The 14,669-nt window shown below is 70.1% G+C and carries 14 protein-coding genes; 9 read left to right on the top strand and 5 right to left on the bottom strand.

Annotated elements, in window-relative coordinates:
* Window positions 1-168 precede the first annotated feature (168 nt).
* Window positions 169-816 carry a lytic transglycosylase domain-containing protein gene (locus QNA08_RS04325; protein ID WP_283739455.1) on the top strand — a complete coding sequence of 216 codons (648 nt, stop codon included), beginning with the start codon at window positions 169-171 and terminating at the stop codon, window positions 814-816.
* A 14-nt stretch (window positions 817-830) separates the two neighbouring features.
* Here the strand turns inward: QNA08_RS04325 and secA are convergent, their stop codons facing one another.
* The gene (gene secA / locus QNA08_RS04320; protein ID WP_283739454.1) at window positions 831-3,614 is read right to left on the bottom strand and encodes a preprotein translocase subunit SecA; all 2,784 of its coding nucleotides are present in this window, start codon (window positions 3,612-3,614) and stop codon (window positions 831-833) included.
* A gap of 360 nt (window positions 3,615-3,974) precedes the next feature.
* On the opposite strand from secA, the gene QNA08_RS04315 reads away from it, so the two are divergent.
* From QNA08_RS04315 to QNA08_RS04305, 3 genes are all read left to right on the top strand, one after another.
* Window positions 3,975-4,910 carry a peptidylprolyl isomerase gene (locus QNA08_RS04315; RefSeq protein WP_283739453.1) on the top strand — a complete coding sequence of 312 codons (936 nt, stop codon included), beginning with the start codon at window positions 3,975-3,977 and terminating at the stop codon, window positions 4,908-4,910.
* A 124-nt stretch (window positions 4,911-5,034) separates the two neighbouring features.
* Window positions 5,035-6,282 (top strand): bifunctional glutamate N-acetyltransferase/amino-acid acetyltransferase ArgJ, encoded by a 1,248-nt coding sequence (argJ, locus tag QNA08_RS04310; protein ID WP_283739452.1) that lies wholly within the window; start codon window positions 5,035-5,037, stop codon window positions 6,280-6,282.
* A complete protein-coding gene (locus tag QNA08_RS04305) occupies window positions 6,279-6,695 on the top strand; it encodes a (deoxy)nucleoside triphosphate pyrophosphohydrolase (RefSeq protein WP_283739451.1) in 417 nt (138 codons plus the stop codon). The genes argJ and QNA08_RS04305 overlap by 4 nt, the downstream gene beginning before the upstream one ends.
* 50 nt (window positions 6,696-6,745) lie before the next feature.
* Here QNA08_RS04305 and QNA08_RS04300 read toward each other — a convergent pair whose 3' ends face one another.
* The 3 genes from QNA08_RS04300 to QNA08_RS04290 form a co-directional block, all read right to left on the bottom strand.
* Window positions 6,746-7,183: an acyl-CoA thioesterase gene (locus QNA08_RS04300; protein WP_283739450.1), complete on the bottom strand. Its 438-nt coding sequence runs from the start codon at window positions 7,181-7,183 to the stop codon at window positions 6,746-6,748.
* A gap of 450 nt (window positions 7,184-7,633) precedes the next feature.
* Window positions 7,634-8,791, bottom strand: coding sequence for an iron-containing alcohol dehydrogenase (locus QNA08_RS04295; RefSeq protein ID WP_283739449.1), 1,158 nt, complete (start codon window positions 8,789-8,791; stop codon window positions 7,634-7,636).
* 141 nt (window positions 8,792-8,932) lie between these two features.
* Complete coding sequence (locus tag QNA08_RS04290; RefSeq protein ID WP_283739448.1) at window positions 8,933-9,820, bottom strand: methyltransferase domain-containing protein; 888 nt, start codon at window positions 9,818-9,820, stop codon at window positions 8,933-8,935.
* A gap of 101 nt (window positions 9,821-9,921) precedes the next feature.
* On the opposite strand from QNA08_RS04290, the gene QNA08_RS04285 reads away from it, so the two are divergent.
* The 4 genes from QNA08_RS04285 to QNA08_RS04270 are packed head-to-tail and all read left to right on the top strand — an operon-like array spanning window position 9,922 to window position 12,436.
* Window positions 9,922-10,722 carry a ComF family protein gene (locus QNA08_RS04285; RefSeq protein ID WP_283739447.1) on the top strand — a complete coding sequence of 267 codons (801 nt, stop codon included), beginning with the start codon at window positions 9,922-9,924 and terminating at the stop codon, window positions 10,720-10,722.
* Window positions 10,723-10,774: 52 nt separating this feature from the next.
* On the top strand, window positions 10,775-11,035 hold the full coding sequence (gene grxC / locus QNA08_RS04280) for a glutaredoxin 3 (protein WP_283739446.1): 261 nt from the start codon (window positions 10,775-10,777) through the stop codon (window positions 11,033-11,035).
* 12 nt (window positions 11,036-11,047) lie between these two features.
* Window positions 11,048-11,917, top strand: a complete 870-nt coding sequence (locus QNA08_RS04275) for a carbon-nitrogen hydrolase family protein (protein ID WP_283739445.1) — start codon at window positions 11,048-11,050, stop codon at window positions 11,915-11,917.
* Between the two features lie 54 nt (window positions 11,918-11,971).
* On the top strand, window positions 11,972-12,436 hold the full coding sequence (locus QNA08_RS04270; RefSeq protein WP_283739444.1) for a DUF1178 family protein: 465 nt from the start codon (window positions 11,972-11,974) through the stop codon (window positions 12,434-12,436).
* A 35-nt stretch (window positions 12,437-12,471) separates the two neighbouring features.
* Here the strand turns inward: QNA08_RS04270 and ubiG are convergent, their stop codons facing one another.
* Window positions 12,472-13,245, bottom strand: coding sequence for a bifunctional 2-polyprenyl-6-hydroxyphenol methylase/3-demethylubiquinol 3-O-methyltransferase UbiG (gene ubiG, locus QNA08_RS04265; protein WP_283739701.1), 774 nt, complete (start codon window positions 13,243-13,245; stop codon window positions 12,472-12,474).
* A 167-nt stretch (window positions 13,246-13,412) separates the two neighbouring features.
* On the opposite strand from ubiG, the gene QNA08_RS04260 reads away from it, so the two are divergent.
* Entirely contained in the window at window positions 13,413-14,654 is a 1,242-nt protein-coding gene (locus tag QNA08_RS04260) for an aspartate kinase (RefSeq protein ID WP_283739443.1), read from the top strand.
* The last annotated feature ends 15 nt before the right edge of the window (window positions 14,655-14,669 follow it).

Genomic DNA, 14,669 nt, shown 5'->3' with positions numbered 1-14,669 from the left:
GCTCGCGCGCCGGCGCACGAGCGGTGATGGTCGTGATCGCGGAAGGGGATGGCTGGCGTCGGGCGACATCCCGCAAGAGCTCATGATACCGCTCATGATACCGCCGCGATCGCAGGCGATCGTGGACGAGCGTCGGCCGCCGGCCGGATCGGCCTTCCGGATCGCCCCATGAGCGCACGCGCCCTGTCCCTCGCCTTTCCCGTCGCTGCGGCCTGTTTCGCCGCCGCCGAGTCGATGGCGCAGACCTCATCTTGGGGCGAGGATCGCCTCGGCTTTCGCATCATGGTCCGCGAGGAGGCATTGCGCGCCGGCCTGCCGGCCGAGATCGCCGACGCAGTCACGGAGGTGGAGAGCGCCTACCGGCCGGAGGCCGTCGGTCCGGCCGGCGAGATCGGCCTCATGCAGGTCATGCCGCCGACGGCTCGTCTCCTCGGCTTCACCGGCACTCCCGCCGAGCTCGCCGAGCCGGCGACCAACATCCGCCTCGGCGTCACCTATCTGGTGCAGGCATGGCATCTCGCCGGCCAGGATCTCTGCACCGCGTTGATGAAATACCGCGCCGGCCACGCCGAGACGCGCTTCTCCCCGCGCTCGGTCGACTATTGCCTGCGCGTGCGCGCCGTTCTCCTCGGCCAGGGTTACCCCGTTGCCGGGGATGTGCCTGCCGTGAATCTCGCCGCTGCGGCCGGCCCCGCGACCGGTCGACGCGTCGCCGGCCGACGTGGCACCGGGCGCTACAACTGGGCGCTGGCCGATGCCCGCATGCGCGCCATCGCCGGCAGGATCACCAGCGCCAGCCTGGCGATCACGCAGTGAGATGCCGTGCTGCCTCAGGCCAAGGCGCCGTGGCAGTGCTTGTACTTCTTGCCCGAACCGCAGGGGCAGGGGTCATTGCGGCCGACGCGGCCCCAGGTCGAGGGGTCGTTGGGATCGCGCGCCGGCTGCAGGGCGGCCGCCGGCGTCGGCATGGCCGACAGCGCGGCGAGCGCCATCTCGTCCTCTCCGGTGAGCGGATCGAGGTGGTGGGCGTGCATGGCCGGCAGCTGCGCCTCCGGCGGCGCCTGGAACATGACCTCGATGCGCATGAGCTGCGCCGTGACGTTCTCGCGCAGATGGCCGATCAGCCCGTCGAAGAGCTGGAAGGCCTCCGCCTTGTACTCGTTGAGCGGGTCGCGCTGCGCGTAGCCGCGCCAGCCGATGACCTGGCGCAGGTGGTCGAGAGTCACAAGATGCTCGCGCCACAGGTGGTCGAGCGTCTGGAGAAGCACCTGCTTCTCCACATAGGTCATGATCTCGGGCGTGTTCTTCTCCACGCGCGCCGCATAGGCCTCGTCCGCCGCCCGCTGCAGGCGCTCGCGGATCTCGTCATCGGCGATGCCCTCCTCCTTCGCCCAGTCTTCGACCGGCAGGTCGAGGGCGAGGAGATTGGCGATGCCCTTCTTCAGGCCGTCGACATCCCACTGTTCGGGATAGGCACCGGCAGGAATGTTGGCGGCGACCAGGTCCTCGACAACACCATGGCGCATGTCATCGATCGTCTCGCGCACCGACTCCTGGCCCATGAAGTCCTTGCGCTGCTCGAAGACGACCTTGCGCTGGTCGTTCATCACGTTGTCGTACTTGAGGATGTTCTTGCGGATGTCGTAGTTGCGCGCCTCGACCTTGCCTTGCGCCTTCTCGATCGCCTTGTTGATCCAGGGATGGACGATGGCCTCGTCCTCCTTGAGGCCGAGGCGCTGGAGCATGCCGTCCATGCGGTCGGACCCGAAGATGCGCATCAGGTCGTCCTGCAGGGACAGGTAGAACTTGGAACGGCCGGGGTCGCCCTGGCGACCCGAGCGACCGCGCAACTGGTTGTCGATGCGCCGGCTCTCGTGGCGCTCGGTGCCCAGAACGTAAAGACCGCCGGCGGCGAGCGCCCGGCTCTTGAACTCGCCGATTTCGGCCCGGATCGTCGCCTCGCGCGCCGCACGCTCCTCCTCGCCCTCGAGGTTTGCGAGCTCATGGCGGATGCGCATGTCGGCATTGCCGCCGAGCTGGATGTCGGTGCCGCGGCCGGCCATGTTGGTGGCGATCGTCACGGCCCCCGGCACGCCCGCCTGGGCCACAATGAAGGCCTCCTGCTCGTGGAAACGGGCATTGAGGACGGCGAAATGCTTCGACGGCTTGCCGGAGCGCGCCGCCTCGTAGAGCGGCTCGAGCGCATCCGGCTTCGAGAAGTCGATCTGCTTCATGCCGTGCTGGACAAGGAAATCGGCCAGGACCTCCGACTTCTCGATCGAGGTGGTGCCCACCAGGATCGGCTGGCCTCGGGCCGCGGCCTCCTCGATCTCGCGCACGATCGCCTTGTACTTCTCGGTCGCCGTTCGATAGACCTCGTCGTCCTCGTCGAGGCGCTGCACCGGCAGATTGGTCGGGATTTCGACGACGGTCAGGTTGTAGATGTCGGCGAACTCGTCCGCTTCCGTCGCGGCCGTGCCGGTCATGCCGGCGAGCTTCTCGTAGAGGCGGAAGTAGTTCTGGAAGGTGATCGAGGCGAGCGTCTGGTTCTCGGGCTGGACCTGCACGTGCTCCTTGGCCTCGAGCGCCTGGTGCAGCCCCTCCGAGTAGCGGCGGCCCGGCATCATGCGCCCGGTGAACTCGTCGATGATGACGACCTCGCCGTTACGGACGATGTAGTCCTTGTCGCGCTGGAAAAGCGTGTGGGCGCGCAGCGCCTGGTTGACGTGATGCACGAGCGTGGCGTTGGCCGCGTCGTAGAGCGAGCCTTCCTTGAGCAGGCCAGCCTGTTCGAGCAGCTCCTCGATGCGCTCGTTGCCCTTCTCGGTGAGGGAGACGGCACGCTGCTTCTCGTCGAGGTCGTAGTCGTCCCGGGCGAGTTTCGGGATGAGCGTGTCGATGGCGTTGTAGAGGTCGGAACGGTCGTCGAGCGGGCCGGAGATGATGAGGGGCGTGCGTGCCTCGTCGATGAGGATCGAGTCCACCTCGTCGACGATCGCCATGTGGTGGCCGCGCTGCACCATCTGGGCGAACTCGTACTTCATGTTGTCGCGCAGATAGTCGAAGCCGAACTCGTTGTTCGTGCCGTAGGTGATGTCGCAGGCGTAAGCCGCGCGGCGCTCCTCGTCATCGAGGCCGTGCACGATGACGCCGACGGACATGCCGAGGAAGCGGTAGATCTGGCCCATCCACTCGGCGTCGCGGCGGGCAAGGTAGTCATTCACGGTGACGACGTGCACGCCCTTGCCCGTGAGCGCGTTGAGATAGGTCGGCAGGGTGGCGACGAGGGTCTTGCCCTCGCCCGTGCGCATCTCGGCGATGCCGCTCTCGTGCAGCACCATGCCGCCGATGAGCTGAACGTCGAAGTGACGCTGGCCGAGCGTGCGCTTGGCCGCCTCGCGCACCGTGGCGAAGGCGGGCACCAGGAGGTCGTCGAGCGGCACGCCCTCCGCCACCTGGCGCTTGAACTCCTCGGTGCGGGCCCGCAGCGCCTCGTCCGACAGCGCCGCCACTTCCGCTTCCAGCGCATTGATCGCCGCGACCTTGGGCTTGTAGGTCTTGAGGCGGCGGTCGTTGGCCGAGCCGAAGATTTTTTTCGCGAGAGCGCCGAACATCGAGGGCCTTTCCGGACGGGACTGCGGGCACGGGCAGCGGAAGCCGCCCATGCGCCGTGACACGCTTTAACCGCCCGCGCGCACGCGGTCCAGCGCGCTCGAGCGGGCATCCTGCGCGGGCGATGCGCCGTCGCCGCATCTGCCTGCGGAATTCAGCTTGGCCACATGGGTGCGTAAGGCCGTTCTGTCAACGGCGACGCGGCTCCCCCGGGCACTGCGGAGCGGGGACGCCCTGCCGCCCCTTGCCAAGCGCCGCGGCATCCGCCACTCATGCAGCCCGACAGGGACGGCCGCCGCGATTGCGCGCGCGGTCACGGCCGTTCACCACGGATTTCCGGTCGCGCAGTCGGACAGGACCACATGACCACGCGTCGCCCCTTCACGCTCGCCATCATGGCGGGCACCCTTCTCGCCGCCGGCCTCGCCGGCGCCGCCGTCGCGCAGACGGCGCCGAAGACCGATCCCAAGGCGGAGACCGGCAAGCCGGCCGCTGCGCCCGGCGCCGCTGTCAAGCCCGAAGACCAGGTGCTCGCCCGCGTCGACGGTGCGCCGATCACCCAGAAGGATCTCGACATCGCCGCCGAGGACCTCGGCGAGCGCCTGCCGGCCATGGCCGAGGCGCAGAAGCGCGACTACGTCCTCAGCTATGTCATCGACCTCAGGATCGGCGCGAAGGCTGCGCTCGACGCCAAGGTCGACGCCGAGCCGGACTTCGCCCGTCGCGTCGCCTATTTCCGCGACAAGGTCCTGCTCGACGATTATCTCGCCCGCGAGGTCAAGAAGGCGATGACGCCGGAAGCGGCGCGCAAGCTCTACGACGACACCGTGGCGAACCTGAAGCCGGAGCAGGAGGTGCGCGCGCGCCACATCCTCGTCGAGACCGAAGAGGAGGCGAAGAAGGTGCACGCCCGCCTCAAGGGCGGCGAGGACTTCGCCAAGGTCGCGGGCGAGGTGTCGAAGGACCCCGGCTCCGGCAAGGAAGGCGGCGACCTCGGCTATTTTACGAGGGACCGCATGGTACCCGAGTTCGCCGAGGCGGCCTTCAAGCTCGAGCCCGGCCAGCTTTCCGAGCCGGTGAAGAGCCAGTTCGGCTGGCACGTGATCAGGCTCGAGGACAAGCGCGTGAAACCGCTGCCGACCTTCGAGGAGGTCAAGGACCAGGTCGAGAACTACCTCGCCCGCAAGACCCAGCAGGATCTCATCCTCGCCCTGCGCGCCAAGGCGAAGATCGAACGCCTGGACAAGGCCGAGGACAAGGCGCCCGACGCCAAGCCGGCCGAGCCGAAGAAGCCTTGATCGGCCCGACGCCGGCCCCGCCTGGGGTCGGTGTCCCCCGTCCGCGGGCCAACCGCGGAAACCGCCTTGCCGGGCTCGAGAGAGCCCGCCAGGCACCCGCTCCCCTCTCCCCCGACAACCCGCCATGGCCAAAGCCTCTCCCGTCTCCCCCCTCGCCCCGAAGAGCATCCCCGCCATGCCCGCGGTTGAGGGCGTGCGCTTCGCCACCGCCGAGGCCGGCATCCGCTACCGGGGCCGGACCGACGTGCTCTTTGCCCTCTTCGACGAAGGCACGACGGCGGCTGGCGTCTTCACGCGCTCGAAATGCCCCTCCGCCCCCGTGGACTGGTGCCGCGCCAATCTCGCCGGCGGCCGGGCGCGCGCGCTCGTCGTCAATTCGGGCAATGCCAACGCCTTCACGGGGATGAAGGGCCGCCAGGCGGTCGAACTCACCGCCGCCATCGCCGCCAGGGCCGCCGGCTGCCGGCCGGACGAGGTGTTCCTCGCCTCCACCGGCGTCATCGGGGAGCCGCTCGACGCCACGAAATTCGAGGGCGTGCTGGAGAACTGCGCCGCCCGCGCCGCCGCCGGTCCCTGGATCGAGCCAGCCAGGGCCATCATGACGACCGACACCTTCCCCAAGGTGGCGACGCGCACGGCCGAGATCGCCGGCGTCCCGGTCACGATCAACGGCATCGCCAAGGGCGCCGGCATGATCGCCCCCGACATGGCGACCATGCTGTCCTTCGTCGTCACCGACGCCCCGATCGCCGCGGGTGCGTTGCAGGGCCTCCTGGCAAGGGGGGTCGAGACAACCTTCAACGCCATCACGGTCGACAGCGACACCTCGACCTCGGACACGCTGATGCTCTTTGCCACCGGCAAGGCCGCCGCTCGCGGCGCCCCCGCGGTCGCGGAGGCCGGCGATCCGCGGCTCGGCGGCTTCGCCGAAGCGCTCCACGACCTGCTGCGCGATCTTGCCCAGCAGGTGGCGCGTGACGGCGAGGGCGCAAGCAAGTTCATCGAGGTGCGCGTGGAGGGCGCCGTCGACGACGCCTCCGCCAAGCGCATCGCCCTGTCCATCGCCAATTCGCCCCTGGTCAAGACGGCGGTCGCCGGCGAGGACGCCAACTGGGGTCGCGTCGTCATGGCGGTGGGCAAGGCTGGCGAGCCGGCCGAGCGCGACCGCCTCGCCATCTGGTTCGGCGACATCCGCGTCGCCGTCGACGGCGCCCGCGACGCCGCCTACGACGAGGCGGCGACCTCCGCCTATATGAAAGGCCAGGAGATCGTCATCCGCGTCGCGCTCGGCCTCGGCACGGGCCGCGCCACGGTATGGACCTGCGACCTCACCAAGGAATATGTCGCCATCAACGGCGACTATCGGTCGTGAGCGAGCGCCCTCCCGTCAAGCTCGTCCTCGTCGCCGCCGTCGCGCTTCTCGACGCGGACGGCCGGGTGCTCATCGCGCAACGGCCGGAGGGCAAGCAGCTCGCCGGGCTGTGGGAATTCCCGGGCGGCAAGTTCGAGCCCGGCGAGCGGCCGGAGGAGACGCTCATCCGCGAGCTCCACGAGGAACTCGGCATCACGGTGAAGGAGGCCTGCCTCGCCCCCCTCACCTTCGCCAGCCACGCCTACGAGACCTTCCACCTGCTCATGCCGCTCTATGTCTGCCGGCGCTGGGAGGGCACGGTGACGGCACGCGAGGGCCAGGCGCTGAAGTGGGTGAGGCCGGTGCGGCTGCGCGACTATCCCATGCCGCCCGCCGACGAGCCGCTGATCCCGCATCTCATCGCGCTGATGTAGGCAGACCGGGCTCGGCCCCTCGGCCGCAGCAGACCCTTCCGGTTCGATGCTCAGACTTGCAGTGCCTCGAGGGCGGCGCGCACCGGCTGCGGGATGCCGACGGGCCTCTGCGTGCTCCGGTCGACGTAGACATGCACGAAATGGCCCTGCGCCGCCGGCACCTCCGCCCCTTCGCGGAAGATGCCGATGGCATAGCGCACGGACGAGCGCCCGAGCCGGTCGACACGCAGGCCCGCCTCCAGCACCTCGGGAAAGGCGACGCTCGCGAAGAAGGTGCAGCCGGTCTCCACGACGAGCCCGACGACCGGGCTGTCGGTGATGGCGAGGAGCCCGTTCTCGACGAGGAAGGCGTTCACCGCCGTGTCGAAATAGCTGTAGTAGATGACATTGTTGACGTGCCCGTAGGCGTCGTTGTCCATCCAGCGCGTCGGGATGGTGCGGAACAGGCGGAAGGCGGAGCGGGGCGCAGGAAGCGGGCGTTCGGACATGGCAACCGTTCGTCGCGGTGGCGAGGGGTGACACCTCCTTTACCATGACCCGCGGACGGCGGCTCGCAGGCCGGGGGCGGGAACCGCCGGCGGGTGCTGCCGGCCTGGCGGAACAACTCCCCTTTTGCAATCAGTCGTCATGTGCAAGCAGTCATCATGTGTCTGTGCCCCGAGGGCTTGCCGAGGATTGCCCGAGTGCGCCCAAACGCCTGGCAAGCAAAGGACCTCACGCGCACCGGTGAACCTTGGCGAGAGGAGCGGTGCGGCCCGGACCATCACCGAGCCCCGGGGAGCCTTGTCGAGACGACGCCAGCGAAGGGTGCGACAGGCGGCGATCCAGGCCCGCCGGTCGACGTCAGGCGCCAGCCGGGCCCGGCCGTCCGCCCCAGCAGGACAAGGACTTGCCCCATGGTTCCGGGGCCGGCTCGGAACGGCCCCGCACCCGGCGTTTCACCACGCCGCCTGGTAGATCGCCAGCGCGTCGCCGACCGCGAGCGGACGGGGATTGTTCACGAGCAGGCGGGTCTGCTTCATGGCGTCCTCGGCGAGGCGCGGCAGGTCGTCCTGCGGGATGTGCACGTCGCGCAGGCGCTGCTCCAGGCCGATCTCCGCCGACAGATGCTGCAGAGCCTCGATGAAAGCCTCCGCCCGCCGCGACGGCGGCACGTCTGTCAGGTGCGGGAAGGCATGCGGCGCAAGCTCCGCATAGGACTTGGCGCAGGCCTCGGCGTTGAAGCGCAGGACGTGCGGCAGCACGAGGGCGTTCGAGAGCCCGTGCGCCACGTGGTAGTGGCCGCCGATGGGATAGGCGAGGGCATGCACGGCGGCGACCGGCGAGTTGGCGAAGGCCTGGCCGGCGAACATCGCCCCGAGCAGCATGTTGGCCCGCGCCTCGCTGTGCGTGCCCTCGCGCACGGCCGAGCGAATCGAGCCGCCGAGGAGGCGCAGCGCCTTCTTGGCGAGCATCCGCGACAGAGGATTGTTGTTGGCGCTCGTCGAGGTATAGGCCTCGATGGCATGGACGATAGCGTCCATGCCCGTCGCCGCCGTCACGTGATGCGGCAGGGCATAGGTGAGTTCCGGGTCGAGCAGCGCCACGTCCGGCAGCAGCACGGGCGAGACGACGCCCTTCTTTTCCGCATCGCCAGTGGTGACGATGGAGATGGGCGTCACCTCCGAGCCCGTGCCCGCCGTCGTCGGAATGAGCACGAGCGGCAGGCGCCGACCCGTGACATTGCCGACACCGTAGACGGCGTCCAGCGTCTCCTCGCCCTTGGCAAGGAGGGCGACGAGCTTGGCGACGTCCATGGAGGAGCCGCCGCCGAAGCCGATGACACCCTCCGCCCCGACCTCGCGCGCGAGCGCCGCCCCCTCCAGCACCACCGCCTCCGGCGGATCGGCCTTCACCTTGTCGTAGACCGTGACCCGCACATGGGCGGACTTCAGGGCCGCGAGGGCAGCGTCAAGAAGATGCGAGCCGGCGATGCCGGGGTCGGTGACGAGAACGACGCGCTCGCCCAGTTCACGCCGCGCGATCTCGCCGAGCCGCTTGATCGAACCATCGCCGAAAACGATGGATCGCGCCGTGTTGAAGGTGAAGGCGTGCATGGCGTCCTCCTCGTTCCCCGCTTTTCTTCCAATTTTGATGGGGTACCGCACCTTCGGCAAGGGCATGGGCTGCCCGAACCGCGGCGGGGTGGGCAGGCACGGGCCGCCGGATGGCCGCTGCGCCGTGCGCTGTCCGCCGTCTCAGCCGCGGTTCTTGCCGACCGGTTGCTCGCGCGTGCCGAGCGCTTCCGCAAGCCGCATCCGCGCGGAGCCGGGCTGGAGCGGCTTCTGCTGACTCTCGTGCGGCGCCCAGCCGGAGAGCCAGACGAGCTCGAAGGTCGCGGGCACACGCCCGTCGGGGGCGGCGAAGCGCTCGGCGTAGATCTCCGCCGCGCGCAGGAGGGTGGTGCGCCGCAGCGGCGTGCGCCGCCGCTCTCTCAGCGTGTTGGTGAGCCCCATGGCGCGCAGGTCGCGCATCAGGGCGAAGGGATCGCCGTAGCGGACCGTGACGCTGTCGACGTCGGTGACCGGCAGGGCGAGCCCCGCCCGCTGCAGGAGGTGGCCGAGATCCCGCAGGTCGGCGAAGGGGGCGACCCGCGGGCTCACCCCGCCCTCCACCTCCGCCTCCGCGGCGGCAAAGGCCTGTCGCAGCTCGGTCAGGCTCGCACCGCCGAGGAGGCAGCCCATGAACAGCCCGTCGGGCTTGAGCGCGCGCCGGATCTGCACCAAGCTGCCCGGCAGGTCGTTCACGCTCTGTAGGGCAAGGAGCGACACGACGAGGTCGAAGCGCTCCGGCGCGAAAGGCAGTGCCTCCTCGTCGGCGACGAGGCCGCCGGGTGCGGCGAGCGTCGGCGTCGGCGCGGCCCGCACCACGCGCTCGGCGAAGCCGCCGGTGGCGAGGATCCTCGCCGCGTGCGGCGTCGGCGAGCCGAGGTCGAGCGCCAGTGTGAATCGGCGCAGGACGGCGCCGAGCCGCTCGCCGAGCTCCTCCGCGGCGCGGGCCGCGAGAAAATCCGCAAAGCCCGCGGCCGCTGCCCGCGCGAGGCGGTGGCGCTGAAGCGGACGATCGAAGACGAGCGGTGCGGTCATGGCCGGGGCGTTATGAGCCCGCGCGCGCGTGCCGTCAAAGGCTCTCGCCTCCCCTCCCCGGCGGTCGCTACACTCGCGACACGGCGCGGGGAGGCCGGCGGATGGGGGATGATGGTACCTCTGGAAACGGGCCGCGGGCGAGGCCGTGGTCACGCCCCTGGGCGGCGGCGATCCTGGCCCGCCGCGCGATCGGCGCGGCGATCGGCCTCGTCTACCCGCCGTCCTGCATCGCCTGCGGAGCGGCGACCGCCGAGGCGCACGCGCTCTGCGCTCCCTGCTGGCGGGGCCTCTCGCTCATCGAGCGTCCCTTCTGCGAACGTCTGGGCACGCCGTTTGCGCTCGACATCGGCGGCCCGCTCCTGTCGCCGGCGGCGATCGCCGATCCGCCCGTCTTCGCCCGCGCCCGCGCCGTGGCGCGCCACGAGGGCACCGCGCGGGCCCTCGTCCACCGGCTGAAATACGGCGACCGGCTGGAACTCGCCCAAGCCATGGGACGCATGATGACGCGCGCTGGAGCGGAACTGCTCGCCGATGCGGACCTGATCGTGCCCGTTCCGCTGCACCGCGCCCGCCTGTGGCGGCGGCGCTTCAACCAGGCGGCGCTGCTCGCCGAGGTCGTTTCGCGCGAGAGCGGCGTTCCGTGGGATGCCTTTGCCCTCGTGCGGCGCAAGCGCACGCGCCCCCAGGTCGGCCTCAGCCGGGCCGAGCGGGCGACAAACCTGCAGGGGGCGCTCGCCGTCCCCGAGGCGGCGCGGCCTGCTCTGTCCGGCAGGCGCATCCTCCTCGTCGACGACGTGCTGACGACGGGCGCCACTGCCAATGCCGCCGCCCGGGCGCTCCTGCGGGGCGGGGCGAGCTGCGTCGATGTCCTCGCCTTCGCGCGGGTTGTCGGCGAGGCCTGAGCGTTCCTATATTGCCGGCGAAGCACGATCGCACCGCGATCCGGAGATCTGAATGCCCCCCGTCACCGTCTATTCGAAGTCCTGGTGCAGCTATTCGCAGGCCGCCAAGGCGCTGCTCGGCCGCAAGGGTGTCCCCTTCACCGAGGTCGACATCGAGGTCGAGCCCGAGCGGCGCGAGGAGATGATCACGCGCTCCGGCGGCCGCACCACGGTGCCGCAGATCTTCATCGGCGACCGCCATGTCGGCGGCTGCGACGACCTCTTCGCCCTCGACGGCCGCGGCGAGCTCGACCCGCTGCTCGCCGCCGCCTGACCGGCCCCGACCATGACCGACACCGCCCGCCCCTTCATCGCCGCCTGCGCGCAGATGCGCTCGACGCGCGACCCGGCCGAGAATCGCGATGCTGCCGTGCGGCTGGTGCGCGAGGCCTCCGACGCCGGCGCCCACTACGTGCAGACGCCGGAGATGACGGCGCTCGTCGAGCGCGAGCGGGCAAGGCTCTTCGCCGCCGTCCACGCGCAGGACGACGACCCCCTGATCGCCACCATGCGCGACGTGGCGCGCGAGCGCGGGATCGTCGTGCACATCGGCTCGCTGGCGCTGAAGGAGGGCGACAAGATCGCCAACCGGGCGATCGTCATCGACCGCGCCGGCGACATCGTCGCGACCTACGACAAGGTGCACCTCTTCGACGTCGACCTGCCGAACGGCGAGAGCTGGCGCGAATCGGCGACCTACACGGGCGGCGAGCGCGCCGTGCTCGCCCCGACGCCGTGGGGGCTCCTGGGCCTCAGCATCTGCTACGACGTGCGCTTCGCCTATCTCTATCGCGCGCTTGCGGAGGCAGGCGCCTCCTTTCTCTCCGCTCCGGCCGCCTTCACGCGCCAGACGGGCGAGGCCCACTGGCAGGTGCTGCAGCGCGCCCGCGCCATCGAGACCGGCTCCTTCATGATCTCGGCGGCGCAAGGGGGCCTGCACGCAGACGGCCGCGAGACCTATGGCCATTCGATCATCGTCGATCCCTGGGGGCGGGTGTTGGCGGAAGCCGGCGATGCGCCGGGCGTCATCCTGGCGACGATCGACCCGGCGCTGGTGGCGGACGCACGGCAGCGCATCCCGACCCTCGCCCACACGCGCCGCTTCGTCGTCGACCGTTCCGCCGAGGCGGTCGCGGCGCGCGCTGCGACGGCGTGACACTTGTGTAACGGCTCGCTGTGACCATGTCTCTCGCGTGAGGATGGCCGCGTCATGATCCGTTACACCCTGGTCTGCGACCAGGCGCATGAATTCGAGAGCTGGTTTCCCGACAGCGCAGCCTACGACGCGCAGGTCGGGCGCGGCCTCGTCACCTGTCCCACCTGCGGCTCGCACAAGGTCGGCAAGACCATCATGGCGCCTGCGGTCGTGGCCCGCCGCGAGGCGAAGCCGGCGCAGCGCCCCGCGCCCGCCCAACCCGAAGCGCCGGCGCAGGTCGCCCTTCTCTCCGAGAAGGAGCGGCAGATGCGCGACATGTTGCGCGCGCTCAAGCGCCACGTGGTGGAGCACGCCGAGAATGTCGGCGAGCGCTTCCCCGAGGAAGCGCGCCGCATGCACGCCGGCGACATCGAGGAGCGCGCCATCTACGGCAAGGCTACCGCCGACGAGGCTCGCGCCCTCATCGAGGAGGGTATCGACGTCATGCCCCTGCCGGTGCTGCCGGACGAGCGCAACTGAACGGCGCGCCCGCCCGGCGCTCCCTGGAATCCCGTTCACGCCATCGGCTTCGCCGCCGTCAGCATGTAGTTGACGTCCGTGTCGCGCGAGGCGCTCCATTCGTCGCGGAACGGGCTGTAGACGACACCGGTGCGGTTGACGACGGCAAGCCCGTTCGCCTCGATCGCGTCGGTGAGCTCGTCGGGGGTGACGAACTTATCCCAGTCGTGCGTGCCCTTGGGCAGCCAGCGCAGCAGGTATTCTGCGCCAACGATGGCGAGCGCGTAGGATTTCAGCGTGCGGTTGATGGTCGCCATCACGAGGAGGCCACCGGGCTTCGTTACGGAGCAGAGGGCGTCGACGAAGGCCTGCACGTCGGCCACGTGCTCCACCACCTCCATGGCGAGCACGACGTCGAAGCCCTCGCCGCGGGCGGCGAGGCTCTCGACGGTCTCCTGGCGGTAATCGATGGAAAGCCCGCCGCGCTCGGCGTGCAGGCGCGCGACCGCGACGTTGCCGGCCGCGGGATCGAGCCCGGTGACCCGCGCGCCGAGCCGCGCCATGGGCTCGGACAGGACGCCGCCGCCGCAGCCGACGTCGAGAAGGGTCAGGCCGTCGAGCGGCGCCGCCGACCGCGCGTCGCGGCCGAAGTGCGCGGCCGCGGCATCACGGATATAGGCGAGGCGCACCGGATTGAAGCGGTGCAGGACGCGCATCGGCCCCTTCGGGTCCCACCATGTCCCGGCCATGGCCTCGAAGCGCGCCACCTCCTCCGCATCCACGGAGCTGCGGCCGCCCCGCGTTCCGTCGTCCGCCGCGCTCGCCTGCATGTCGTCCTCCTCGAACCCCGCGCCGCCACCCTCCGTCGCGTTGACAGAGTCGGGCGTCGCCGTCATCTATACGCGCCTTTTGCGCGGCGGGCGCCGCCCGTATCGTCGCGAGGGGCTTCCTGAGCCTCCAGCCCTCGCTCTCCGTCGAGCCCGAGATTGATCCTGCCATGGCCCGTCTGGTGATGAAGTTCGGCGGCACGTCCGTCGCCAATATCGAACGCATCCGCAACGTGGCCCGGCACGTCAAACGCGAGATCGACGCGGGCCACGAGGTGGCCGTCGTCGTCTCGGCCATGTCGGGCAAGACCAACGAGCTCGTCGGCTGGTGCCGCGACGCCTCCGTCCTGCACGACGCCCGCGAGTATGACACGGTGGTCGCTTCGGGGGAGCAGGTCACCTCGGGCCTCCTCGCCATCACGTTGCAGGACATGGGCATTCCGGCCCGCTCCTGGCAGGGCTGGCAGATCCCGATCGAGACCGACGGGGCGCACGGCGCCGCGCGCATCACCGGCATCGACGGCTCGAAGATCATCCAGCATTTCAACGAGCGCGGCGAGGTCGCCGTCGTCTCCGGCTTCCAGGGCATCCACAGACCGACGGGGCGCATCTCGACGCTCGGCCGCGGCGGCTCTGACACGAGCGCAGTGGCGCTCGCCGCGGCCATCCAGGCCGACCGCTGCGACATCTACACGGATGTCGACGGCGTCTACACGACCGATCCGCGCATCGTGCCGCAGGCGCGCCGCCTCGACCGCGTCTCCTTCGAGGAGATGCTGGAGATGGCCTCCCTCGGCGCCAAGGTGCTGCAGGTCCGCTCGGTCGAGCTTGCCATGATCCACAACGTGAAGACCTTCGTGCGCTCGAGCTTCGACGATCCGGCCGATCCGAAGCCCGGCACCCTCATCTGCGACGAGGAAGACATCGTGGAACAGCAGATCATCACCGGCATCGCCTACTCCAAGGACGAAGCTCAGATCACGCTCCGCCGCGTCGCCGACAAGCCGGGCGTGGCCGCCGCCATCTTCGGGCCCCTGGCGGACGCCAGCATCAATGTCGACATGATCATCCAGGTCGTGTCCGACGACACGGTGACGACCGACATCACCTTCACCGTGCCCACCGCCGACTACGAGCGGGCCAAGACGATTCTCGAGGGCGTGCGCGACAGGATCGGCTACGCCTCGCTGCAGGGCGCGACCGATGTCGTGAAGATCTCGGCGATCGGTGTCGGCATGCGCAGCCACGCCGGCGTCGCCGCCCGCGCCTTCCGGGCCCTGGCCGAGAAGGGCATCAACATCCGCGCCATCACCACCTCGGAGATCAAGTTCTCGCTCCTCATCGACGCGGCCTATACGGAACTCGCGGTGCGCACGCTGCACTCGCTCTACGGCCTCGACAAGGCGGCGTGAGGCGGCGGCCGGGCA

Origin of the sequence: Chelatococcus albus, from assembly GCF_030067675.1 — a bacterium.
GTDB classification, from domain to species: Bacteria; Pseudomonadota; Alphaproteobacteria; order Rhizobiales; family Beijerinckiaceae; genus Chelatococcus_A; species Chelatococcus_A albus.
Note: the sequence above shows the minus strand (reverse complement) of the source record. Positions and strands in the feature narration are given on the sequence as shown.

What these genes read in the sequence shown, in the direction of transcription:
- QNA08_RS04300 (WP_283739450.1), bottom strand. Translation starts at nt 7,183, where the DNA reads ATGTCCGAACGCCCGCTTCCTGCGCCCCGCTCCGCCTTCCGCCTGTTC.
- QNA08_RS04275 (WP_283739445.1), top strand. Translation starts at nt 11,048, where the DNA reads ATGACCGACACCGCCCGCCCCTTCATCGCCGCCTGCGCGCAGATGCGC.
- QNA08_RS04290 (WP_283739448.1), bottom strand. Translation starts at nt 9,820, where the DNA reads ATGACCGCACCGCTCGTCTTCGATCGTCCGCTTCAGCGCCACCGCCTC.
- ubiG (WP_283739701.1), bottom strand. Translation starts at nt 13,245, where the DNA reads ATGCAGGCGAGCGCGGCGGACGACGGAACGCGGGGCGGCCGCAGCTCC.
- argJ (WP_283739452.1), top strand. Translation starts at nt 5,035, where the DNA reads ATGGCCAAAGCCTCTCCCGTCTCCCCCCTCGCCCCGAAGAGCATCCCC.
- QNA08_RS04325 (WP_283739455.1), top strand. Translation starts at nt 169, where the DNA reads ATGAGCGCACGCGCCCTGTCCCTCGCCTTTCCCGTCGCTGCGGCCTGT.
- QNA08_RS04285 (WP_283739447.1), top strand. Translation starts at nt 9,922, where the DNA reads ATGGGGGATGATGGTACCTCTGGAAACGGGCCGCGGGCGAGGCCGTGG.
- QNA08_RS04315 (WP_283739453.1), top strand. Translation starts at nt 3,975, where the DNA reads ATGACCACGCGTCGCCCCTTCACGCTCGCCATCATGGCGGGCACCCTT.
- secA (WP_283739454.1), bottom strand. Translation starts at nt 3,614, where the DNA reads ATGTTCGGCGCTCTCGCGAAAAAAATCTTCGGCTCGGCCAACGACCGC.
- grxC (WP_283739446.1), top strand. Translation starts at nt 10,775, where the DNA reads ATGCCCCCCGTCACCGTCTATTCGAAGTCCTGGTGCAGCTATTCGCAG.
- QNA08_RS04260 (WP_283739443.1), top strand. Translation starts at nt 13,413, where the DNA reads ATGGCCCGTCTGGTGATGAAGTTCGGCGGCACGTCCGTCGCCAATATC.
- QNA08_RS04270 (WP_283739444.1), top strand. Translation starts at nt 11,972, where the DNA reads ATGATCCGTTACACCCTGGTCTGCGACCAGGCGCATGAATTCGAGAGC.
- QNA08_RS04295 (WP_283739449.1), bottom strand. Translation starts at nt 8,791, where the DNA reads ATGCACGCCTTCACCTTCAACACGGCGCGATCCATCGTTTTCGGCGAT.